Annotated in this window: 30 protein-coding genes and 1 tRNA gene; 19 read left to right on the plus strand and 12 right to left on the minus strand. The window is 30.0% G+C overall.

Annotated elements, in window-relative coordinates; genetic code table 11:
- Nucleotides 1-30 precede the first annotated feature (30 nt).
- From CPIN17260_RS09415 to CPIN17260_RS05595, 10 genes are all read left to right on the plus strand, one after another.
- Nucleotides 31-417, plus strand: coding sequence for a hypothetical protein (locus tag CPIN17260_RS09415; RefSeq protein ID WP_226996912.1), 387 nt, complete (start codon nucleotides 31-33; stop codon nucleotides 415-417).
- Nucleotides 418-589: 172 nt separating this feature from the next.
- Entirely contained in the window at nucleotides 590-1,321 is a 732-nt protein-coding gene (locus CPIN17260_RS05555) for a BRO-N domain-containing protein (protein ID WP_078440714.1), read from the plus strand.
- Nucleotides 1,322-1,330: 9 nt separating this feature from the next.
- A complete protein-coding gene (locus CPIN17260_RS05560) occupies nucleotides 1,331-2,131 on the plus strand; it encodes a hypothetical protein (RefSeq protein ID WP_078387805.1) in 801 nt (266 codons plus the stop codon).
- Between the two features lie 10 nt (nucleotides 2,132-2,141).
- A complete protein-coding gene (locus CPIN17260_RS05565; RefSeq protein ID WP_078440715.1) occupies nucleotides 2,142-2,375 on the plus strand; it encodes a hypothetical protein in 234 nt (77 codons plus the stop codon).
- Entirely contained in the window at nucleotides 2,356-2,586 is a 231-nt protein-coding gene (locus CPIN17260_RS05570) for a hypothetical protein (protein WP_078387807.1), read from the plus strand. The genes CPIN17260_RS05565 and CPIN17260_RS05570 overlap by 20 nt, the downstream gene beginning before the upstream one ends.
- Nucleotides 2,587-2,643: 57 nt before the next feature.
- Nucleotides 2,644-3,105 carry a hypothetical protein gene (locus CPIN17260_RS05575; RefSeq protein WP_078440716.1) on the plus strand — a complete coding sequence of 154 codons (462 nt, stop codon included), beginning with the start codon at nucleotides 2,644-2,646 and terminating at the stop codon, nucleotides 3,103-3,105.
- Complete coding sequence (ssb, locus tag CPIN17260_RS05580) at nucleotides 3,098-3,607, plus strand: single-stranded DNA-binding protein (protein WP_078440717.1); 510 nt, start codon at nucleotides 3,098-3,100, stop codon at nucleotides 3,605-3,607. The genes CPIN17260_RS05575 and ssb overlap by 8 nt, the downstream gene beginning before the upstream one ends.
- A 21-nt stretch (nucleotides 3,608-3,628) precedes the next feature.
- On the plus strand, nucleotides 3,629-3,874 hold the full coding sequence (locus CPIN17260_RS05585; protein ID WP_069637521.1) for a hypothetical protein: 246 nt from the start codon (nucleotides 3,629-3,631) through the stop codon (nucleotides 3,872-3,874).
- A gap of 304 nt (nucleotides 3,875-4,178) precedes the next feature.
- On the plus strand, nucleotides 4,179-4,556 hold the full coding sequence (locus tag CPIN17260_RS05590; protein ID WP_069637522.1) for a type II toxin-antitoxin system death-on-curing family toxin: 378 nt from the start codon (nucleotides 4,179-4,181) through the stop codon (nucleotides 4,554-4,556).
- Nucleotides 4,557-4,568: 12 nt separating this feature from the next.
- The gene (locus CPIN17260_RS05595) at nucleotides 4,569-4,814 is read left to right on the plus strand and encodes a hypothetical protein (protein ID WP_069637523.1); all 246 of its coding nucleotides are present in this window, start codon (nucleotides 4,569-4,571) and stop codon (nucleotides 4,812-4,814) included.
- A 70-nt stretch (nucleotides 4,815-4,884) separates the two neighbouring features.
- Here CPIN17260_RS05595 and CPIN17260_RS05600 read toward each other — a convergent pair whose 3' ends face one another.
- Nucleotides 4,885-5,157, minus strand: a complete 273-nt coding sequence (locus CPIN17260_RS05600) for a hypothetical protein (protein ID WP_069637524.1) — start codon at nucleotides 5,155-5,157, stop codon at nucleotides 4,885-4,887.
- Between the two features lie 86 nt (nucleotides 5,158-5,243).
- Between CPIN17260_RS05600 and CPIN17260_RS05605 the strand changes: the two genes are divergently transcribed.
- The 8 genes from CPIN17260_RS05605 (at nucleotide 5,244) to CPIN17260_RS05635 (ending at nucleotide 8,313) form a co-directional block, all read left to right on the plus strand.
- A complete protein-coding gene (locus CPIN17260_RS05605) occupies nucleotides 5,244-5,483 on the plus strand; it encodes a hypothetical protein (RefSeq protein WP_078387810.1) in 240 nt (79 codons plus the stop codon).
- Nucleotides 5,484-5,553: 70 nt separating this feature from the next.
- Nucleotides 5,554-6,342 carry a hypothetical protein gene (locus CPIN17260_RS09305; RefSeq protein WP_193431663.1) on the plus strand — a complete coding sequence of 263 codons (789 nt, stop codon included), beginning with the start codon at nucleotides 5,554-5,556 and terminating at the stop codon, nucleotides 6,340-6,342.
- The gene (locus CPIN17260_RS05615) at nucleotides 6,342-6,497 is read left to right on the plus strand and encodes a toxin-antitoxin system HicB family antitoxin (protein WP_078415577.1); all 156 of its coding nucleotides are present in this window, start codon (nucleotides 6,342-6,344) and stop codon (nucleotides 6,495-6,497) included. Before CPIN17260_RS09305 ends, CPIN17260_RS05615 begins: the two co-directional genes overlap by 1 nt.
- 134 nt (nucleotides 6,498-6,631) lie before the next feature.
- On the plus strand, nucleotides 6,632-7,354 hold the full coding sequence (locus CPIN17260_RS05620) for a Rha family transcriptional regulator (protein WP_078415578.1): 723 nt from the start codon (nucleotides 6,632-6,634) through the stop codon (nucleotides 7,352-7,354).
- Complete coding sequence (locus CPIN17260_RS09550; protein WP_257617166.1) at nucleotides 7,351-7,473, plus strand: hypothetical protein; 123 nt, start codon at nucleotides 7,351-7,353, stop codon at nucleotides 7,471-7,473. Before CPIN17260_RS05620 ends, CPIN17260_RS09550 begins: the two co-directional genes overlap by 4 nt.
- Before the next feature lie 15 nt (nucleotides 7,474-7,488).
- Nucleotides 7,489-7,614, plus strand: coding sequence for a hypothetical protein (locus tag CPIN17260_RS09555; RefSeq protein WP_257617167.1), 126 nt, complete (start codon nucleotides 7,489-7,491; stop codon nucleotides 7,612-7,614).
- A complete protein-coding gene (locus tag CPIN17260_RS05630) occupies nucleotides 7,595-8,134 on the plus strand; it encodes a hypothetical protein (protein WP_069637530.1) in 540 nt (179 codons plus the stop codon). The genes CPIN17260_RS09555 and CPIN17260_RS05630 overlap by 20 nt, the downstream gene beginning before the upstream one ends.
- Nucleotides 8,131-8,313 (plus strand): helix-turn-helix transcriptional regulator, encoded by a 183-nt coding sequence (locus CPIN17260_RS05635; protein ID WP_078440718.1) that lies wholly within the window; start codon nucleotides 8,131-8,133, stop codon nucleotides 8,311-8,313. The genes CPIN17260_RS05630 and CPIN17260_RS05635 overlap by 4 nt, the downstream gene beginning before the upstream one ends.
- On the opposite strand, the gene CPIN17260_RS09420 is transcribed toward CPIN17260_RS05635, so the two are convergent.
- The 3 genes from CPIN17260_RS09420 to CPIN17260_RS05645 all read right to left on the minus strand — a co-directional run bounded on the left by CPIN17260_RS09420 (nucleotide 8,280) and on the right by CPIN17260_RS05645 (nucleotide 9,750).
- A complete protein-coding gene (locus CPIN17260_RS09420; RefSeq protein WP_226996902.1) occupies nucleotides 8,280-8,840 on the minus strand; it encodes a tyrosine-type recombinase/integrase in 561 nt (186 codons plus the stop codon). The genes CPIN17260_RS05635 and CPIN17260_RS09420 overlap by 34 nt on opposite strands.
- A gap of 56 nt (nucleotides 8,841-8,896) precedes the next feature.
- A complete protein-coding gene (locus CPIN17260_RS09425) occupies nucleotides 8,897-9,472 on the minus strand; it encodes a tyrosine-type recombinase/integrase (protein WP_226996901.1) in 576 nt (191 codons plus the stop codon).
- 188 nt (nucleotides 9,473-9,660) lie between these two features.
- Nucleotides 9,661-9,750, minus strand: a tRNA-Ser gene (locus CPIN17260_RS05645).
- 190 nt (nucleotides 9,751-9,940) lie between these two features.
- Here CPIN17260_RS05645 and CPIN17260_RS05650 point away from each other — a divergent pair.
- On the plus strand, nucleotides 9,941-10,714 hold the full coding sequence (locus tag CPIN17260_RS05650) for a complement resistance protein TraT (RefSeq protein ID WP_069631997.1): 774 nt from the start codon (nucleotides 9,941-9,943) through the stop codon (nucleotides 10,712-10,714).
- 39 nt (nucleotides 10,715-10,753) lie between these two features.
- Here CPIN17260_RS05650 and CPIN17260_RS05655 read toward each other — a convergent pair whose 3' ends face one another.
- The 8 genes from CPIN17260_RS05655 to CPIN17260_RS05690 all read right to left on the minus strand — a co-directional run bounded on the left by CPIN17260_RS05655 (nucleotide 10,754) and on the right by CPIN17260_RS05690 (nucleotide 21,375).
- Nucleotides 10,754-11,398 carry a LutC/YkgG family protein gene (locus CPIN17260_RS05655; protein ID WP_069637534.1) on the minus strand — a complete coding sequence of 215 codons (645 nt, stop codon included), beginning with the start codon at nucleotides 11,396-11,398 and terminating at the stop codon, nucleotides 10,754-10,756.
- Nucleotides 11,391-12,818, minus strand: coding sequence for a LutB/LldF family L-lactate oxidation iron-sulfur protein (locus CPIN17260_RS05660; protein WP_078415328.1), 1,428 nt, complete (start codon nucleotides 12,816-12,818; stop codon nucleotides 11,391-11,393). The genes CPIN17260_RS05655 and CPIN17260_RS05660 overlap by 8 nt, the downstream gene beginning before the upstream one ends.
- A complete protein-coding gene (locus tag CPIN17260_RS05665; RefSeq protein WP_069631994.1) occupies nucleotides 12,815-13,555 on the minus strand; it encodes a (Fe-S)-binding protein in 741 nt (246 codons plus the stop codon). Before CPIN17260_RS05665 ends, CPIN17260_RS05660 begins: the two co-directional genes overlap by 4 nt.
- A gap of 24 nt (nucleotides 13,556-13,579) precedes the next feature.
- Nucleotides 13,580-15,235: an L-lactate permease gene (locus CPIN17260_RS05670; protein ID WP_078406078.1), complete on the minus strand. Its 1,656-nt coding sequence runs from the start codon at nucleotides 15,233-15,235 to the stop codon at nucleotides 13,580-13,582.
- Between the two features lie 241 nt (nucleotides 15,236-15,476).
- On the minus strand, nucleotides 15,477-16,343 hold the full coding sequence (locus CPIN17260_RS05675; RefSeq protein ID WP_078406079.1) for a DMT family transporter: 867 nt from the start codon (nucleotides 16,341-16,343) through the stop codon (nucleotides 15,477-15,479).
- The gene (locus tag CPIN17260_RS05680) at nucleotides 16,343-19,360 is read right to left on the minus strand and encodes an efflux RND transporter permease subunit (RefSeq protein WP_078440719.1); all 3,018 of its coding nucleotides are present in this window, start codon (nucleotides 19,358-19,360) and stop codon (nucleotides 16,343-16,345) included. The genes CPIN17260_RS05675 and CPIN17260_RS05680 overlap by 1 nt, the downstream gene beginning before the upstream one ends.
- Before the next feature lie 6 nt (nucleotides 19,361-19,366).
- Complete coding sequence (locus CPIN17260_RS05685; RefSeq protein WP_157887342.1) at nucleotides 19,367-20,104, minus strand: efflux RND transporter periplasmic adaptor subunit; 738 nt, start codon at nucleotides 20,102-20,104, stop codon at nucleotides 19,367-19,369.
- Nucleotides 20,101-21,375 (minus strand): TolC family protein, encoded by a 1,275-nt coding sequence (locus tag CPIN17260_RS05690; RefSeq protein ID WP_078387818.1) that lies wholly within the window; start codon nucleotides 21,373-21,375, stop codon nucleotides 20,101-20,103. Before CPIN17260_RS05690 ends, CPIN17260_RS05685 begins: the two co-directional genes overlap by 4 nt.
- Between the last annotated feature and the right edge of the window lie 9 nt (nucleotides 21,376-21,384).

A 21,384-nucleotide genomic window follows, 5' to 3' on the forward strand; every position in this document is an offset into this window, starting at 1 on the left:
GAATAAAATTATAAAAACTAAGGAGTGATAATGATACCTAAAAATTATAAATGCCCTAAATGTGGCAATGAAAAAATCAAACAAGACAGAGCTGATAAACTTGCAGGAGCAACGATAGAAGACTCTTATTTAGTATGTAAAGAATGTGGTTATACAGATGATGAAATTAAATTTATGTATTATGGTAATGAAAACATAGTTAAACATACTTGCAGAATACTAGGGATAACACAAAAAGAATTAGCAGAGATGATAGGCGTTGCTGACAATACCCCAGCACAATGGGCTACACAAAAAGAGCCACCAGAGATGGCTATAAAATTTATGAACCTTTTATTGGCTCATAACAAGGTAAAAAAACAACTAGATAAATTCAAACAAGCATTTAAATTATTAGATGAAGCTAAACAATCCTAAGCCATTATTTTGTGAGATTAAACCAAAGGGGTGTCAGAAATACTGATACCCCTTTTTTTATATGGTAAATAATAATTAAGATAAAAACTTTACAATATAAATAAAATTACTTGACAAATATTTATAATGATGATACAATTCGAACATAAATATTTACCACAAGGATTTTATTATGAAAAATTTATTTACAGCAACAAACAAGGCTCATACATTCCAAACATTTACAACAGAACAAGTCGCTAATGGTTATGGTGTAGCATTAACAACAATAAGAAACCACAAAGCAGAGCATTCAGACGAGATAGCAGAAAATATACATTTTGTGTATGAAGTTATTTCAACCAATGGTGGCAAACAAGAGATGTTAAAATGGACTTTACGTGGAATTGTTAAGCTTGGTATGTTTATAAGAAGCAAGGAAGCCAAAAAGTTTAGACTATGGGCGGAGCAAGAGCTAGAAAAATCTATTTTAGCAGAGCTTGAAAAAGCAAACGAGATAAGAGAAAAAAATATAACTTATGTGAATGAGATATCAAACCTAAAAGCCTATCAAATGGCACAAGGTAAGCACCATAATTACCAAGTTTTAGGCTACAAATCCCAAATATCACAGAAAAACAAAGAGATAGTAGCACTAAAACAAGAGTTAGTCAAAGCACAAAAGATTTACACAGCACAGGTTGATGATGATAGTTATAAGGCTATGTATAAAAATGCCATCTTAGAGCGAAACTACTATTATCAAAAATGCCAAAAGCTAAAAGAGTGCTTTTTTACAAAAGAACAAAAAACATTTCAAATCCTAAACGATATAAGAACACAACTAGACAAGACCTACACAGATGTTGGGGCTTTGATAGCTTATGTTTGGGAAGACAACGATTATTTTATACAAAACAGATAGGAGCATAAGATGAGTACCGAGATAACAGAAATACAAACACAAATGCAAAGATTTGAGTTAGAACAAAGACAAGCAAAGGCTTTTAGTATGTCTGTGTTTTTTCCACAACACTTAAAAGGACAAGGGCCAAATGCACAGCTTATATCTACATCAAATGCAGTAGTTGTTTATGATTTGGCTTATAGAATGAATGTAAGCCCATTAGAGATAGCACAAAGCATATTTATCATATACGGGAAGCCAAGCTTTGAAACCAAGTTTTTAGTAGCTAGGTTAAATATGAGTGGTAAAATCAAAGGAAGGCTAAAGACAATTATATCAGATGATAAAAAAAGTGCTTATTGTGAAGCCATAGATGCCGAAACCGGCGAGACTTACAGGGGCTCTACTATCACACTTGATATGGCAGCTGCTGAAGGTTGGCTAAGTAAATCCGGCTCAAAATGGAAAACGATGCCAGAACTTATGCTTAGATACAGGGCTCAAAGCTTTTTTATAAACGAATACTACCCAGAAGTAAAACTAGGCATAAAATCAAAAGAAGAACTTCAAGATAGCGATGAGATAACAATTCAGCCTAAGAAACCAAACCTAAATGAAATTGTTAGCGAAAAAGAGAAAAAAGAGCTATTAGAAGTTGAGATAGAACCACAAACATTACCACACGATGAGCTAGAAAAAGAACTCGTAGCTCGTGGCATAGATGAAGACCTTGCAGAAGATGTAGTAAGTCGTTTTAGTAAAGAACAGGTATTGCAACTACTAAGCGACCCAAATGCGATAGATAACCTAATAGAACAAAGTGCATAAAGGTATACAAATGAATATAATGACACCAACTAAATACTTATACGATGTAGAGCCAAGCGAATTATTAGACCTAACACCTATTGGAAATGAACGAATTAAACTAGCAAGAGAGCTTTTAACAAAACTTCAAAAAGCCCCACTTAAAGCAAGAGATGATGAGCGAATATCAAAAGTTTATAAAGCTATTAATTTTTGGCAAGATTTACTTATAGAAAGGTATAACGATGAGCTCCTTAAAAATTAGCAAAGAAATAGTATCTGATTTTATCAAGTTTGGCAAAGAGATGACAGCGACTGATTTTAAAAGAAGCAATGCAAATCAATACTTAGCACCATTAGCAAAACAAGGCATTTTACAATCACGATGGCATACAAACGACAAAGGCACAAAATGCAAAATGTATCGTATAAACGATATGAAAAAAGCTTTAAAATTTTTAGGGAGGACAGCTTAAATGTTTAAAGACCTAACATTAGATGATATTACTTTTTTATAGAATTTAGGAAACGAAATGTCAACTCAAGACACAAGAAGCACAGCGCAGCCTTGTGGGTTAGTGCTTCTTAGTAAAAAATATAAAACTGTTGATAGTCGTTTTGGTTATGATAATTATTGTTTGTCCTCTGATGGTTTGTGTCTTGCTGAAGGATTAGAAGACTCAAAAAAATATTTGATTGATTTAGCACAAGAGATGAATAAAAAGTTTATACCACTCATTAATGATATAAAAGAAGATGATGAGCTGGAAGAATTTTTGGACTCACACAATTACGAGTTTGATTCTATTCACTATAATGCAGTTAAAACATCTTGGGAATGCGACCCTAATGACTTCTTTTTTACATTTAGCAATGAAGAAGCTAAACAACACGAGAACAAACACACTAAAAGTTATATGGTTTATCTTGGTGCGAGTCCTAAAACAAAAAGACTGGTAGAAATTTTATTAAAAATAGGGGCAAAAGATGTTTAACAAAATAGTTTTAGTAGGAAATCTAACAAGAGATATCGAGTTAAGATATACAGAAAGCGGTTTGGCTTTGGGCAATTCCGCCATAGCTGTAACTAGAAAATTTACAACAAACGGCGAGAAAAGAGAAGAGACTTGTTTTGTAGATATTACCTTTTTTGGCAAAGGTGCAGAGATAGCAAACCAGTATCTAAGCAAAGGCTCAAAGCTCTTGATTGAGGGTCGTTTAAAACAAGATGTTTGGCAAGACCAACAAGGAAATAACAAAAGCAAACATAGTGTAATAGTTGAAAATATGGAGATGTTAGGCAATACAAATAACAATGCTAACAACACTTATAACACTAATGGTAATTGTAATACTAATGCCAAAAATAGCCATCAAAGCTATCAAATGAACAATTATCAAAGACCATCGCAAAAGCAAACGATACAAGAAAACCAGCAAATAGATGAAGAGTATAACGACAGATACGAACAATCAGACAACACGGTACCATTTTAATTAATTTCATAGGATATAAATATGATTTCAAGCATAAATCCAATAAAAGCTTTAATTAAACACAAGCGATATACCTACAAAGAATTAGGCGATAAACTAGATTATAGTATAGAAGAAGTAAAACAGCTCGAACAATCAAGCTTTTATAATTTGCTTTTGCCTTACCGAAAAGATATTTTTTTATATAAAGAAACACTAAAAATAGAAGAACAAATATACAATGACTATAAAGAAGAATTAATCAAAGAATACGGGATGCCGTTTTAGCAACAGTCAACTAATAGTTGACTGTTGAGTGGTTGTAAACCATTAGTTGATAACCACTAATAAGGAATTTAGGGTCGCTTTTTACCACGCATTCCAGCGTGAGCTCCCTAAACTAAAAGCAATTATAGCGAAAATAAATAAACTTTTAATATCTTTTTGAATACAATTATTTAAAATATTTAAAAGGTAATACTGTGAGAACTATACAAGAAACTGACAAAAAACAGCAAACAAAAGAAAAAATGAAAAATGTAGTTTTACAAAATCCTAAAGTAAAATCAGTCTTTAAAAGGCTAAAAGACAAGTGAATTATTTTACAATAGCAGATGCCATAGAGCTACACGACCAAATTATATCAAATATGGGTGGTGCTAATGGTTACAATGAAGTTAGCATAGGATATTTAGATTCAGCCTTAGAGCAAATCCAAAACGATGAATACTATCCAACTTTTATAGATAAATTAACCCATTTAGTTTTTTCTTGTGTTAAATTTCATCCATTTTTAGATGGAAACAAAAGAACATCTATTTATTTAGGTATTTTCTTTTTAGAGTTAAACGACCTTGAAGGCTACTTTGTCTATTTTGCGGACAAGATGGAAGATGTAGTGGTTGATTTAGCAAGTGGAAAGGTAAGCAAAGAAGAGTTAAAAGAAATCATTACAAATATAATTTACTAACCAAGGATTAAAATGAGCGATGAAAAAATCCCTATAAAGGATATAAAAGGCTTAGATTTTAAGTGTAATGCTTGTGGGCTTAGCCTATCTTATCCACTAGCCACACAACAGACATTTATAAACGAATGCCCTAATTGTGGCATTGAGTGGATACCATCACAGCTAAACATAGAAAGCGTAAGAAATTTAAAAAACATATTCAAGATACTATCTAACGCACAAGGTGCAAATATAAGCTTAAGCTTTACAAAGGAGTAATAATGGCAGAAGAAAAAGTTTTAGATGAACGGGATACCATTTTCTTGTCTAACTCTTAATTAGACAATAACTACGAATTAATCCATTCAGTAACATCTTTGCCTAGATTACTGATTATGCCATTTAATTCATCCGGCAACTCAAAAACTAAACATTTGTCATTACTATCCAAGCACTCATTTTGAAGCTTGTCAAAAACTCTATCATATGAATATTTAGTTTTTAGTATCCAAGTAGTATTCAAAATCCTACGACAATCCCCAAGAGTTTGGATAAGATTATCTATCCCCTTATAATTTTGTCCTTGTTTATACAAATCATAACATATTAATAATTTTTGCATTAGGTATCCTTAAAAGCTGGGTATCCCGCAATGTATGTTAGTATTTTTATGATAAAAACCAAATAATAAATATAAAAGGAACAACTATGATTATATCAAGCGATGATGTAAATTTAAACCCTATAACATTAATTATCAAATACAAGCAATCAACCTACGAAAAACTAAGCGAACATCTAGGTTATAGCATAGAAGAGTTAAAAGAGTTTGAAAAGCTTAACCACAAAGAATTGCCTTTGCCTTTTGTAAAAGCTCTTAAGCTATACATAGAATTAATTAGAATAAAACTATCGCTTAAAGATATTGATAGCGAATTATATGTTTAATACAAACCACTAAATAAACTTTTAATCTAATTTTAAATAGAATTTAACACTTTTATTTAAAGGGGTTAAGATGAGAAATGAAAAGCTTATTAGGCTTTTTAAAGTTTTGTATATTCTTAGTTTCATTTTGGATTTAACCATTATTGGTTTACTTGTCGGCATACCTTTATTTTTGGTTTTGTGGGCTTCACAATATGTATTTTTTGGCATTTTATCTCCAATTTATGTATTTCGTGCAGAGAAGCGAATTGAAAAAATATTTAAAAAAAAATCTGTTATAAAAACACGAATTGAAAGGACATATGATATACAATTTGGCAAATTAGGTTTAGATGAAAATATGCGTTCTCTAATTACTAATAATATGGAAAAAAATTTTATTACCTTAATACCAATAGTCCAAAACATACTTGATAAAAAGAAAATAAAATTTGATTTTTATGAAACAATAAACCCTTTAATACAATTAATAGACATTGAATCTATTATTTTAACCTGCGACACGCTTATATTAAGATATGCAAGTACAGAAGAAGAAAGAAAAAATATAAACTACACACCGCTAAACGAAAGTTTAATTGAAATAATTGATAATAGCAACAAAGAAATGCTTTCTTCGTATCAATTAGTTGAAAAAAGAATTGATATTGCGGCAAAATTTATATTATTACTAATGGAAAGTATAGAGCAAAGCAAAGTTTTTTTAGAAGATGCTATTATGACAATAATAAGCAAAGAAATGGAAAATAATGATAAAAAAAATATTATTAACGAAACACCAAAAACCATAGATGAAAAAATGGAAGATTTTGAAAATGAAATTTTTAACACAATATTTGATAAAGACAAGGAGAAGTAATGGCAGATGAAAAAGAAACACCAACGGGAAGTTATAACCTACAAATAAAAATTCCATACGAGCTGAAAGAAAAATTAGAAGCTTTAGCACAAGAAGCAGGAGTAAGCCTAAATCAATACATAATGTTTATGCTTATACGAGAAACGAAAAAATAGGCGGTCGGATTTAAAATCCGAGTGCCATATTGCTAATTCAATGCAAAAATATTGAAAAAACAATTATAAAGTATTGACAAATAAATAATAATTCAATATAATTCCAATAATAACTCATTGGAAAGGTATTGAAAATGAATAATTTAGTCATAAATTATAATGGCACACTAGTTACAACACAAGATAAAGTTTCAGAACTAACTGACAACAACGAACAGTCAATACAAAGACTTATAAGAGCATACAAACCCGACTTAGAAGAATTTGGAAATCTTGGTTTTTATAATTTTAAAATTCAAGCAGGGCTAGGATGCACTTATAAAAAAGTTTATTACCTAAACGAACAACAAGCTACTTTATTGCTTACTTATATGAAAAACACAAAGCAAGTAAGAGAAGCCAAAAAGATACTTGTTAAAGCTTTTTATGAATTAAAATCTGAAAATCAGAGATTAAAACACGAAAAATACATAAACGAGATATCAAGCCTAAATGCGACTTTGATTAGCAAAGCAAAAAGACACCAAAGGGTTGTAAATGCTTACAAATCAAATCTTTCGCAGAAAAACAACAAGATAGTAGCATTAAAGCAAGAGCTTAAAAACGCTAATAGCTCATTAAACTATGAAGCAAGATATAAAAATGCAATGCTTGAAAGAGATTATTATTTTAAGAAGTATAAAGACCTTGAAGAAAAGCACAAATTCAAAGAAGAAGTAACATTTAAAGTCTTAGACAAGATAAGGTCTCAGCTAGATGACGCTTACGGCGACATAGGTGCATTAATCCCTTATGTTTGGGAAGATAACGCCTATTTTTTAAAACAAAGATTAGACAAAAAAAGGGTAGAAAGATGATAGAAGATATCTTAAAAGAGAGACAAAAGACACACGGGGATTTTGGACTACAATCATTTTATGCACAAAACATAAAGAAATACATAAAAAGCGAAAAATACAAGCTAACAGTAGGATAAATTGAAGCTTTGGAAATGATAGCCCACAAGATAGCAAGAATTTTGGCGGGAAACCCAAACTATAAAGACCATTGGGATGATATCGCAGGATATGCGACATTAGTTAGCAAGGAGTTAGAAAATGACAAAGACACAATTTAACGATATTCAAGAAAAATTAAAAGCTTACCGCGTAGAGCGTGATTTAACTTATGAAGATCACAGCAATGGTTTAATGGCAAACATCCTTGAAGAGTTAGCCGAGTATTTAAGAGCTGGAGATGATAACGAGCGAGTTGATGCACTTTGTGATATGGCTGTGTTTATTTTAAATTCTTTTGAGTTTAAAAAATATGAAATAGAAGAAATATTATATTTTCTCGATAATAAAGATGAGTGTTTTATAAATAGCACATTTGTGAATGATATTTTTGAATTAGTTGATAATTATATTACTTTTGGTAAACGCGACAACAAGTATTTAGGCAGAAGCTTGTTTATACTGTTTTTAGGCATAAAAGACAAAAACTATGATATTTATAAATGTATGCTTGAAACTATAAAAGAAATATCATCCCGCACAGGGTATTATGATGAAATACAAAAGAAATTCATTAAAGACAAAAACCAACTAAATGAATACAAAGCTGATTATGAAAGTTGTAAAAAGGAGATAATATGAACGATACATTTATACCAGCAAAACAAGCCAAAGAGATGCTAGGTGTTGGTGATACAACCCTTTGGCGATTAGCAAGAGATAAAATCTTAGACAAAAGAAAAGCAGGACATAAAACGGTGTATTATTCACTTCAATCAATTAATCGCTACATGTCAGGCGAATACAGATTATCTAAATAATCACTCCACCATTTAAGCAAACTAGCCCTTTGCTTTAAATTTTTAGCATGATTATATGCATCTTTTACTTTATTGGTTTCAATGTGAGCTAAACAAAGCTCTATCACATCCGAGCTATGTTTATGTATGTCTATGTTTTCATGACATATCGTGCTAAATGTAGCTCTAAACCCATGCGGTGTTATTTGCTCGTTTGAATAGCCCAAGTTTCTTAGCATAGTTCTTACTGTGTTATCGCTTATAGGTTTTAAATTTGTCCTTAGGCTAGGAAATAGATATTTTGAGTTAAAAGTATATTTTTGTTTATATTCTAAAAGCATATTTTTAACGCTATTTGTTAAATGCACTTCATGAGCTTTACCAGCTTTCATCTTTTGGGCACTTATACTCCATAAGCTCTTATCAAAATCAAACTCAGACCATTCGGCAAATCTTGCATTTGCTCCACGCACAGCTGTATAAAGCTGAAGCAAAGCACATATCTTTATCCTATCATCTCCGGCATACTCTTTTATATTTCTTAGCAAATTGCTTATATCCTTATCATCTTTTAAGAAAGCATAATGTGTTACTTCTATTTTGCCTATGAGCGTTTTTTATCTATGTCTGTTATTATATTATGGTCTATGTCTTCATATAATAATGCATACTTATAGAAATGGTTTAAAGCTATTAAACTTTTCTTTAATGTTTCTTGTTTATCTTGAATAGGGGAGAGTGCATTAATTATATCTTTTCTTGTTATGATTTTTATATCAGCATTTGCAAACTTTGGTAATATAAATCTATCAAATATACTTTTTATTCTTTGTAGATGTTTTGGTGTTACATCTGATCTTGTTTTTATGTATTCTTGATATATTGCTTGAAAATCTTTGTAATTTTGCTCTTGTAAAATATCTATACCATTATTTACTAATTTTTGTAACTCTGTTCTTTTTTCTCTTGCTTCGCTTAAACTCATTGTTGGATATGTTCCTATTGTATGTCGCCTACGTTTATTTGTCTTTGGACTTTTATATATAAATACAAAAGTTTTATTTCCGTTCGGAGCGACTTTAACTAACATATTAAAACCATCGCTTACAAAGTAGGGCTTATCTTTTGGTTTTAAATTTTTGATTGATATTGCAGTGAGCGAAGTAGCTATTTTAGGCATGTTTATCCCTTTTTTATTGACTCAAAACCAAATTTATTCAATTATTTTTTACAAGTCAATAAAAAAGTCAATAAAAAAATCTTAAAATCATTGAAATTTATTGAAAATCATTGAAAGGTATAAAGGCTTTAAAACTTCGATTTTATAAGGCTTTGTGAAAGGTTTTGAAAGGTATTTAAAAGTATTAGTGGCGGACAGAGAGGGATTTGAACCCTCGAGCCCCGTTAAGAGCTGCACCCTTAGCAGGGGTGTGGTTTCAGCCACTCACCCATCTGTCCATTACCAAAGATGAATTGAGATTATAGCTAAATAATATAATTTTTTGCTTAAATTTTTAATTATTTTATAATTTTATTTTATAAATACAAAAATATATTATAAAATAATCATATAAAATTATATTTTTTTGATATAATCTTTACATTGGATATTAATCTAAAATTTAAAACGTTAAAAGGAAGTAAAGTAATGAAATCAGTAAAAATTATAACATCAGTTGCATTAGCTTCTGTGTTATTTGTTGGTTGTGCAACAATTCAATTACAAACAAATGCAAAAATGAGTCAAAGTATATTTATAAATCCTGTTGCTAGTAGCAAAAAGTTAATTTTTATTGCGACAAAAAATACAAGTGGTCAAAATGTAAACATACAAAATCAAATAGAAAATCTTTTAACACAAAGAGGCTATAAAATAGTAGATGATCCAGAAATAGCAACATATATTTTAATGAGCAATATACTATATTGCGACAAAAAAAGTGAAAACAATGCAGCTGGAGCCGCAGTAACAGGTGGAGCAATAGGAAGCAGTATTGGTGCATATAACCACGGCTCTATAACAGGAACTATTGCAGGTGGAGCAATAGGAGCTGCAGTAACAGGCATAATAGGAAAACTAACAGAAGATACGATATACCAAATGCAAGTTGATATTATAGTCAGAGAAAAAGCAAAAGGAAAAGTTACTGCAAATAAAGGAAACGTTTCTGGTCAAGCAAGTGTAGCTGATAAAAGAAAATCAGGATTTTTTAATGAATTTGGTGGGGAAATAAGAAGAGATGAGGCTAGTGGAAACTTTAATTCAAACTCAACAAATTATGACAACCAAGTATTTGAAAGAGATTATACAGAACAAAAAACAACAATTTTTGCAGAAGCTACAAAAAGTGGTCTTAATTTAAACGAGGCTATACCAATCCTAGAAAATAAAATAGCTTCACAAATAGCTGGATTGTTTTAATAATTCCAAAAAGGGCTTTAAAAAAAAGCCCTTTAAACTTTAGTATACTATAACATATGCTATCTGAGAACCATGAACACCTATAATAGTTTGAAGCTCTATATCTGCTGTTCTAGATGGGCCAGTTATAAAGATTGTATTTGTTGGCAACCTTCCACCCTCTTCTTCCTTGACTTTATGCAAAGCCTCACTCAAGCTTTTAACTATAGTATCTTTTTTAACAAGCATTACACATATTTTTGGAGATAAGCTCATCATTCTTGGCTGAGTCTTGCTAGAAGCTATACAACAAGTACCATGGGAACTAACAGCATATCTTGCACTTATAATAGACATATCAAAATCAAAAATTTGTTGTTTAAACTGCTCAATAGGCTTATCGAATTTAAATTTCTTTTCTATATCTAAAGTTTCTGCATCAAAAGGTAGTTTTTCATCTGAATATATAAGATGTTTTGCGCCTTCTTTTTTGATTATGCCATTGATTTCCTCAGCTAATTTATCTTCAGTTGTTTCTACAACAATCGATCTATTTTCTGTGATTCTATCTATAAATTCCTTATACATATCACCACTTGGATCTCTTTTAATAAACTGAACTGGGTCTGCTGTTGGAGCGTCATCAATCATTTGCATATTATGCTTACCGCTTCTTATGCGGTGTAAAATTTCTTCTTTACTCATAGATTACTCCTTCCATTTTTGATATAACATCATTTGTATTAAAGTTAAATGGTGGCAAATCTTTATGCTCAAACCATAATTTTAGTACAGGAATATTTTTACCTTGTGATTGAATTAAGCCATTAAATATCCTAGCACTTGTCATAGCCGTTCGCCACATAAATCCACTTGTAGCTACCATAGTAAAACCTTTAAAACCCATTCTTTCAACAGCACTATGATTTATATTATCTGCACCATATGGAGGATTTTTACCATCTCCTACTTTGTCTCTTCTTAGTTTTCTAATCAAATCAGCTAAAGGAATTTCAACAGGACAAACTTCGCTACATCTTCCGCAAAGCGAACAAAGCGAAACAACATCTCCATTTATATCCATACCAAATATTTGAGGACTAATAACAGCACCTATAGGACCAGGATATACTGATTGATATGAGTGTCCACTAATCTTATCATAGACAGGACAGAAATTCATACAAGCACCACAGCGAATACAGCGAAGAGCCTCATAATAATCCTCATGTGCTAGCATATTTGTTCTATGATTATCAAATAAAATTATATGACACTCTTTTGGACCGTCAAGCTCACCTTCTCTTCTTGGACCTGATATAATATTATTATAGTTTGCTATAAATTGACCTGTTGCAGATGGAGTCAATAAACCAACTAGGTTAGATGCATCTTCAACAGTATCACATACTTTTTCTATACCGCAAATTGATACCAAAACATCTGGTATAGTAGTAGACATTCTACCATTACCTTCATTTTCAACTAACCATATGGCACCTTCTTCCGCTATAGCAAAGTTTGCTCCACAAATGCCTATGGTTCCGGTTTTAAAATGCTGACGCATATAATCACGAGCAATTGCATTTAATTTTTCTGGCTCATTTTCTAACGGAGCACCTATTTTTTCATGGAATATCTCACCTACTTGATATCTGTTTTTATGAATAGCTGGAACAACAATATGAACAGGTTTTTCATCAACTAATTGTATAATAACCTCTCCAAGGTCTGTTTCAAGTGATTTTTTTCCTCTTTTTTCTAGGTAGTGATTAAGGCCAACTTCTTCTGAAGCCATTGTTTTTTGTTTAATAACCTTATCAGCACCTTTTTCAAGCATAAGCTGATAAATTATCTCACATACATCATCGCCAGTATTTGCCCAGTGAACAATCCATCCGTTTTTTTTAGCTTTTTCTTCAAACTTTAATAGTCTTTCATCTAATCGATAAAGACTATTGTTTTTAGCATGTTTTGCACTATGTCTTTGTTCTTGCCAGTTATTATATTTATTCTCTATAACACGAGCTCTATTACCTTGTAACAAGTGCATAGCATCACCTAAATTTTTTCTTAATTGTTGATCATTTAAGCTTATATTTACTATATTTTTATGATTATTCATAGCGCCTCTCCTTGAATACGGTTCAATAAGAAGTCATAAAGATGTATTAGTTTTACATCTGATTTTTGGCGTTTAAGTGTGCCATATATATTTAACATACATCCACCATCCGCACTGACTAGATATTTAACACCTGCATTATTTATATCATTCATTTTCTCTATAGCCATGGCATCTGAAATTTCAGGCTCTTTTACAGAAAAAGTTCCACCAAATCCGCAACACTCTTCTTCATATTTTAACTCTACAAGTTCTACATTACTAAGCTGTTTTAATAGATTCTTGGAACTATCTATACTTTTTGCGACACGAAGTGCGTGACAATTTGAATGCCATGTTATCTTAACAGGCTCGCCTTTATCTTCATACTTAACACCTAAGACTTGATCGAGATAAACACTTAATTCAACAACACGTGAACTAAATTCCTTTATCTTTTCTTCATTTTTATCACCATGAAAAAGCTCTAAATAATCGTGCTTCATTACCCCCGTGCAAGAACCACTTGGAACCAAGATAGGATAATCACCTTTAAACAAATCAGCATTATAAAGAGCTATTTTTTTACTCTCTTCAAAATACCCTGTATTATAACTAGGTTGTCCACAACAGGTTTGATCTTTTTTATAGATCACCTCAATACCCTCTCTTTGAAGTAGCTTTATAGCACTTACCAAGGTTCTACCCATAGTAGCAGAACCAAGACAAGTCGAATAAAGATAAACTTTTTTATTCATTATACTCTCCTTTATTTTGATTGGTTATATAACACCTAATAAAACATAACCTACACCTACAGCCAAAACGGTGTAAAATAAACACGGTAATAAACTATATGTAAGTAGTCTTCCTTCGCCTTTACCAAGCAGACCAACTGTCGCACATACAGCAACTATATTATTTATACACACCATATGCCCAATAGAACCGCCAACATTTTGCAATGCTAAAATAACTTGGGTATTTAAACCCACCAATGAAGCAGTTTCATACTGAAGACCTCCGAATAAAATATTTGATACAGTATTAGAACCAGAAAAGAAACTCCCCAATATGCCTATCAATGGAGAAACTATTACATAACCTTTTCCTGATAAGTCAGCAAAGAACTTAGCCATAATCTTAACCATTGTAAAGCCTTCTTGGGTTTCATATGTAAATTTAAAATCTTTTAAAATATAAACCATTGCAACACCGGCCGCCAGAGGTATAACAGCTTTTGAAACTTGCCCAAAAGTAACACTCCAAGCAGATTTTACATCTTCAATTTTCATTTTATGTAAAAATATTATAATAATGGCAACTAAAATAAATGGTATAGTTCCTGGTAAATAAGCATACTCAAAATCATAAGCTGTCCCTGGAACATCCATAATTGCTGGAAATTCTATTTTTAAGCTTTTTAAAAAATCTTTTAATCCAAATTGCGGAATACGAGTAATAACAAGAACAAGAGATATAATCACATAAGGCAACCAAGCCATAAATAGTGACATATTTTGAGTAACAGTTTCTTTTTTTTCTGAAGATGTATTGATAGGAGCCTTCCAAAAATCTGGCCAAGTTTCAATAGGCTCAAAATCCCATTTATCTTTTGGCACTAAAAATCCAATTTTAGCAGCTAAAACCAATATACCTAAAGATATAAGACCGCCAAGCAATGCAGGTAACTCAAAACCAGCAAATTTGGCCATTAAAAAAAATGGAACTATAAAACTAATACTAGCTAATAAACAAAATGGTAAGACTGGAAGTGCATCTTTAAAACTTTTGTTTTTACCAAAAATTTTAACCATCATAGCAACAACCAAAAAAGGCACAAATAAAGCACAGACTGAATGTATAGTAGCTGTATGTATACTAACATCTTTCATATAAGCATCAAGTGCTACCGGATCAGGCAAAAAAGAATTTAAAGCCTGTTGGATACCAAAAGTTGGAGTTCCAACTGCGCCATAACTAACAGGTGAGCTATTTAAGATAAGAGTGGTTATAGCTGCACCGAAAGCAGGAAAGCCAAGTCCCACCAAAAGCGGAGCCGCTAAAGCTGCTGGAGCACCAAATCCCGCTGCACCCTCTATAAATGCTCCAAATGCCCAACCTATAATAATAACTTGAATACGACGATCTGTCGTAATCTTTGTAAATCCATTATTTATAGCATTCATGGCACCTGAATACTTCATAGTATTTAATATAAGGATCGCTCCGAATATAATTACGAGTATGTCAAAAGCTTTAAGAAAGCCAAACAAAACCCTTGCACTAAGTTCGGTAACACTAGCACCAAACGAAAAATATGAAATAAGCAGAGCAAAGGCTAAAGCGACACTAAGTGAAAGCTTTGAACTCTTTTTAAAACCTATCATCATAACAAGTATTACAATAATAGGAAAAAAAGCTAAGAAAGAATACATAAAATCTCCTTATATTAAAATCATTTTTTATTTATTTATATTTTAATAAAAAAACCAAAAAACATGCACTAAATGTGTAATTATTTTTAAGATTAAAATTAATATGTGAATATTGGTAACATAAAATAATAAACAAAATTAACAGTATTGTTATTTAAATACACTTGTGCTAATTAATAATGTTTATATTTTAATAATCAAAATCAAGAATGTGCCACTAAAAGTAACATTAGAAAAATATTTAATTTACATTTGTATTGTAATATTTAATAATTTTATTGTGAATTATAAGTGAAATATATAGAATAGAACTACCTATAATTAATTTAAACAAATCTGTGTCTTTTTGCCAAAATAATAAATTTACCAATATAGCAGCCGGTATTAAAGCATTATTCATAATAGCCAAAACTCCACTATCAACATCACAAGCGCCTTTATTCCATAAAAAATACCCTACTCCGCTTGCAACAACACCAAGCCAAATCAATGTTAAAGTCTGAGTTAAATTTGGATTTACTTTTTCAAAATTCCCAAATAAAGCAAATGCTATCAAAACAACTATAAAAGCACCAAAATAAAAATATCCAAATATATCCCTTTGATTAAATCCATTAAATTTTTCAATTAAAATTTTATATAGGCTCTGACCTGCTCCAAAGCATAAGTTTGCACCCTGAACTAACAAAAAACCTTTTAATGAATTATTATTTATGCCGTCATATTTGATAACAAATGCCCCTAAAAAAGCGATACCTATGCTAACTAGATATAATTTTTTAAATTTCAAAGAAAAAGCATCATAAACCAAAGTAACATAAAATGGAGTAAAAATAGTAAATAAAGCTACTTCTGCAACACTTAAATATAAAAAAGAATTATAATAAAACAAATACATTAAACCAATCTGCATAGCGCCTATAAACATAATACTAAAAGATAATTTTAATGGTATGTTTTTAAATTTTGTAAATGGTAAAAAAACGATACTAGCCAAAGAAACACGAACAAGAACAGAAAAATAACTATCTATCTTTCCAGCTAAAAACTCACCTATAAAGCTAAAACTAAAAGCCCATATAAAAGTAACTAAAACTAAATTTTTCACTATATTTTTTCTCGTTCATAAAATCTTTTAAAGTATTTATCTAGCTTATACGCAAATGAAAAAAGTGCTGGAACTATCAAAAGTGTTAATATAGTAGAGCTTATAAGACCCGATATTATAGCTATAGACATAGGCGAGTTTGCTTCGTAACCAGCACCTTTTGAAATAGCAAGTGGAAGCATAGCAAATATCATGGCAAAAGTTGTCATTAAAATCGCATGAAGTCTCATAATTCCTGCTTTTTTTATAGCTTCATTTAAATCAATTCCACTATTTGCATATTTATTAGCAAAATCAACTACCAAAATAGCATTTTTACCAACCATACCAAAAAGCAAAATAGAACCGACCATAACAAAAAGACTAAAAGAATTTCCACTCATTAAAAGTCCAACAACAACTCCAGCAAAAGCAAGAGGCATAGATATCATGATAACAAATGGCAAAACAAAACTCTCATAAAGAGCGGCAAGTATCATATAAATAAGTAATGCACTAAGACTTATAGTAAAGATAAAAGCCTCATTTGTATTTTTCATAAGCTTGATAAAGCCGGTATATTTCTTACTATATCCTTGCGGTAAAATCTCAGGAATATTTTCATCAAGATATGCAGATACATTACCAAGCGGTATATTGTCCAAATTTGCTAAAATTTTTAATTCGTTTTGCTTGTTATATCTTGGTATAAACAAAATATCTTTTTTTATCTCAAAACTAGCGATATTATCTAAAGTAAAAAATTCACCAAAAGCATTTTTTACTCTTATTTTCTTAAGCTCTTGTATATCTTTTTTAAACTTATCATCAAATCCTATCACGATATCATATTGATTAACACCATTATCATATAAACTTATAGTATTTTGAGAAAAAGATGTGTTGATTATCGTAGCTACTTCGTATTCACTAATGTGAAGTTTTGAAAGCTTTTCTCTATCCATACTGATTTTTATCTGCTCACTTTTATCTTCATTTTTGCTTTTTATATCAATAACGCCACCAAAATCAGTGAGCATTTTTTTGACTTTTAAAAATATATTTTCAAGCTCATCAAAACTATCACCAGTAATTATAATCTGAACAGGTTCATTATCACCAGTATCAACTATAGGTAAATCAGTAATGCTGATATTTAAATCAGAAAAATCAAGTTTATTTCTATAATCAGCCATTATATCTTTTTGTCTTTGATTTCTTTTAGACACAGGGCCCAAATGAGCATAGATTTTAGCCTTATAAGCTTGTTTTGCATCATCATAACCAACAAGTGTATAAAAATATTCAATACGTTTATCATCTTTGATTGTATTTATAATAGGTTGTAATTTATCTTGCATAAAGTCAATTGATGAGCTTGGATCCGCTTTTATGAAAATATTAAACTCGCTATTATCTTCACTTGGCATAAAATCAATACCAACTTTTCCTGCAAAAGATATACAAAAAGCAAATATACAAAAAGTAATAATTATAAAAATAAATTTAAACCTTAAAATAAGGTCTAAAACTTTACCATATGAATTATCTAAAGCTTCAAACAAAAAGCTACTTTTATTATAAAAATAACTTTTTTTTGTATTTAAAAATCTAGTGCAAAGTGCTGGGATAAGCATTATACAAACCAAAAAAGAAACAACAATTCCACCAGCAACACTAATAGCAAAAGAGTTAAAATATCTACCAACGATACCATCCATAAATGCTATCGGAATAAAAACACAAAGTAATACTAATGATATTCCAAGAACACTAAATGCTATATCACGAACACCATCAAAACCAGCTATCAGTGGATTTTTTTCACCATTTTCTATTTTCTTTGATATATTTTCAATGACAACTATAGCATCATCGACAAATATACCAATCCCAAGCGTCAAAGCTACAAGAGTTAAACGGTTTATATCATAACCCAAAATATCCATTATAAAAAATGTTCCTATAATACTCACAGGAATTGCAATAGTTGCTATTATGGTTGATGAAACACTTCTTAAAAATAAAAAAACTATCAAAGCAGTAAGAAAAATACCAAGAACCATATCTAAAGCTACTTGTTTTATATGTTTTAAAACAATCCCACTCTCATCAAAAGCTATATTAAAATCAAGTTCATCACCAATCAAATATTTAAAATCTTTTAAACTTTCTTTTATGGCTTTTATTGTTTTTATTGTATTTATGCCGTTTATTTTTTTAATTTCAAGCATAACACCATCTTTGCCATCCATAATCGCTAAACTATCTGTTTTTGCATGAGAAAAGGAGACATCGGCTATATCTTGTAAAAACAAGCCATCTTTGATTCTTAAATTTTTTAGCTCATCTATGCTTTTTGCGTTAAAATCGGAACTTAAAACTATTTTTTTATCATCTGTTTGCAAATTACCAAGAGGCATTTGAAAATTTTGTAAATTTATGATTTGTGCAACATCTTTAGCATTTAAATTAAATTTGTTTAATAAAAATGGATTTAATAAAATATTTACTTGTGGCTTTAAAAATCCTACTTTATTTATTCCACCTACCCCATTTATTCTTTGCAAAAATGTTATAGCTTTTTCATCCACAACTTTCATTAAATTTGTTGTATTTTTATCTTTAGAACTTACAAAAATACTAAAAATTGGCTTATCAGAACCAGATACTTTTTCTGTTATACTTTTTACTGGCAAACCGGCTTTTGAAATTTTATCCCTTATATCATTTAAAGCTATTTCTATATTTTTTTCAAGTTCAAACTCAATCAAAACAACGCTAAGGTTATCATAACTAACAGAATTTATATTTTTAATACCATCTATTGAAGAAACTTCATCTTCAAGTTTTTTTGTAATTTTGTTATTTATATAGTTTTTATCGCCTTTTGCAAATGTTGTAATTTTAACAAGCGGAATTTCAACATCAGGAAACAAGCTTATACTCATTGTTCTTATGGATATGATTCCAAAAACAAAAAGTGATAAAAAAATCATCAAAGTAGTAATTGGTCTATTTATAGCAAATTTATACACTAGTAATCACTTTATTTTTATAAAACCTTCACCATAACTTCCGATTGTTAAACCATCAGCATAGGCTTCAGCTTTAAATTTTCTAGTTTTGATATCTATTATCGGATAAATATTTGATATTTTTACCACTTGTTTATTCCCATCTTTTTTATCAAAATAAAACTCATCTCCAACTTTTATCTTGTCAATATAACTTCCATCTATATACATTACAATCTTAACTTCAGGATAAGATACGAGTTCTAGCACACTAGAATTAAGTGCTATAACACCACTTCCAATTTCAGCATTTTTAGCAACTATAACTCCACTAAAAGGAGCAATAAGAGTCTTTTTAGAAAGTCTATTGTTTATATTTTCAACCGCTATTTGAGCTTTTTTTACAACAATTAAAGCATTTTCATAATCAAATTTTACCTTTTCAAAATCATATTTTGATATATCGTCTTCAACTTGTTTAAATTTATTTAAAGTTTGCAATTTAAAATCTTTAACCAATTTTGCGTTTTCAAGCTCATTTTGTGCTATCTTTAAAGCTATTTTTTCATCTAAATCATCAAGCAAAACAAGCTTATCACCTTTTTTTACAACACTAGAAACATCTACATTTATTTTTTTTACAATTCCATTTGCTTCAAATACAAGTTTTGAATCCTTAACGGCCAAAACATCAAAATTTGCATATATTTTCTCATCAGCAAAAGAAAAATTTAAAAAAATAAGTAATATAAAAATAAATTTCAAAATCCTATCCTCTCTAAAATATCAACTCCACTTTCAAAATAATATTCAGCCTTTTTTATCTCAAGCTCATTTTTAGCTGTTATCAAACTACTTTTAGCCCCAAATTCATTAGCAAGTGATAACAAAAAGTCATTATACCCAACAAGTCCTGATTTATACTTATTATCTATCGCTTTTAAACTTGTTTGAGATGATTTTAGATAAAGCTCATTTGCTAGTATTTTATCTTTCAAATTTTCTATCTCTTCTTTGATATTTTTCAAACTTAATTCGTTTTCTCTTTTTTTATAATTTAGATTAAGCATTGCTTGTGCTTTTTTTACTCTTTGGGTCTCTATTTTTTTAAGATTAGATCCAAAATCAAAAATTTTCCACTTAAATCCAATCATAAACTCGTTATTTTTTTCCCAATCTTCTTTTAACAAATCATCAGCATAAGATTTAAAAATAGCTATATTACCATTAAGAGAGCTACCTAACCTACTCTTTGTATACATAAAAGTATTTTGTAAAAATATATGTGGTAAATACTCAGAATAAGACTCTTTTATACTATTATCAATAGCAAAAAGTTCTTTACTTATAGCTTTTAATTCAGCCTTCTCACTTGAAATATTATAATCAGGCTCTTTTAAAGATATAAAATCAAAATTAGCAACATTAATATTTGATAAAAGATTGATTGAATTTTTTATTTTGTTTAGTTTTTGTTTTAGTTCAAGCTCCTCGCTTAAACTCAAGTAATACTTAGCTAAAATACTTTCATACTCGCTACTTGAACCAAGTCCAGCATCTTTAAATGATTTTAAACGCTCCAAAGTAGCACTTAAATAATTTTTTTCACCTTCTTTTGCTTTGATTATACCAACCAAAGACAAGGCATTATAATAAAGTCTAACAACATTTAAAGATAGATAATTTTTATATTCATCGTTTTTATAAATTTCACTTTGATTTAAATTAGCCAAAGCTCTTATTCTTGCCTCTCTTGCACCACCATCATATATCATAAAATCAAGTTTAGCATAAATACTATTTATCTCTTTTGGTCTTAAAATCAACTTTTCATCTGAGTTTGTTTTATATCCTCCACCTACTGAAACACTTGGAAGATAACCAAGCAAAACATTTTGTTTATTAAGCTCAGATTTTGCAACATCATATTTTTTTATATTTGCTAATTCTGAGTTTTGAGTGTTTAAAATCACCTCTTTTAAGCTTGTAGCATTCAAAACCAAGCAAAATAAACATAAAAATAAAAATCTAATCATTTATATACT

The sequence above is a fragment of the Campylobacter pinnipediorum subsp. pinnipediorum genome, from assembly GCF_002021925.1.
GTDB lineage: Bacteria > Campylobacterota > Campylobacteria > Campylobacterales > Campylobacteraceae > Campylobacter_A > Campylobacter_A pinnipediorum.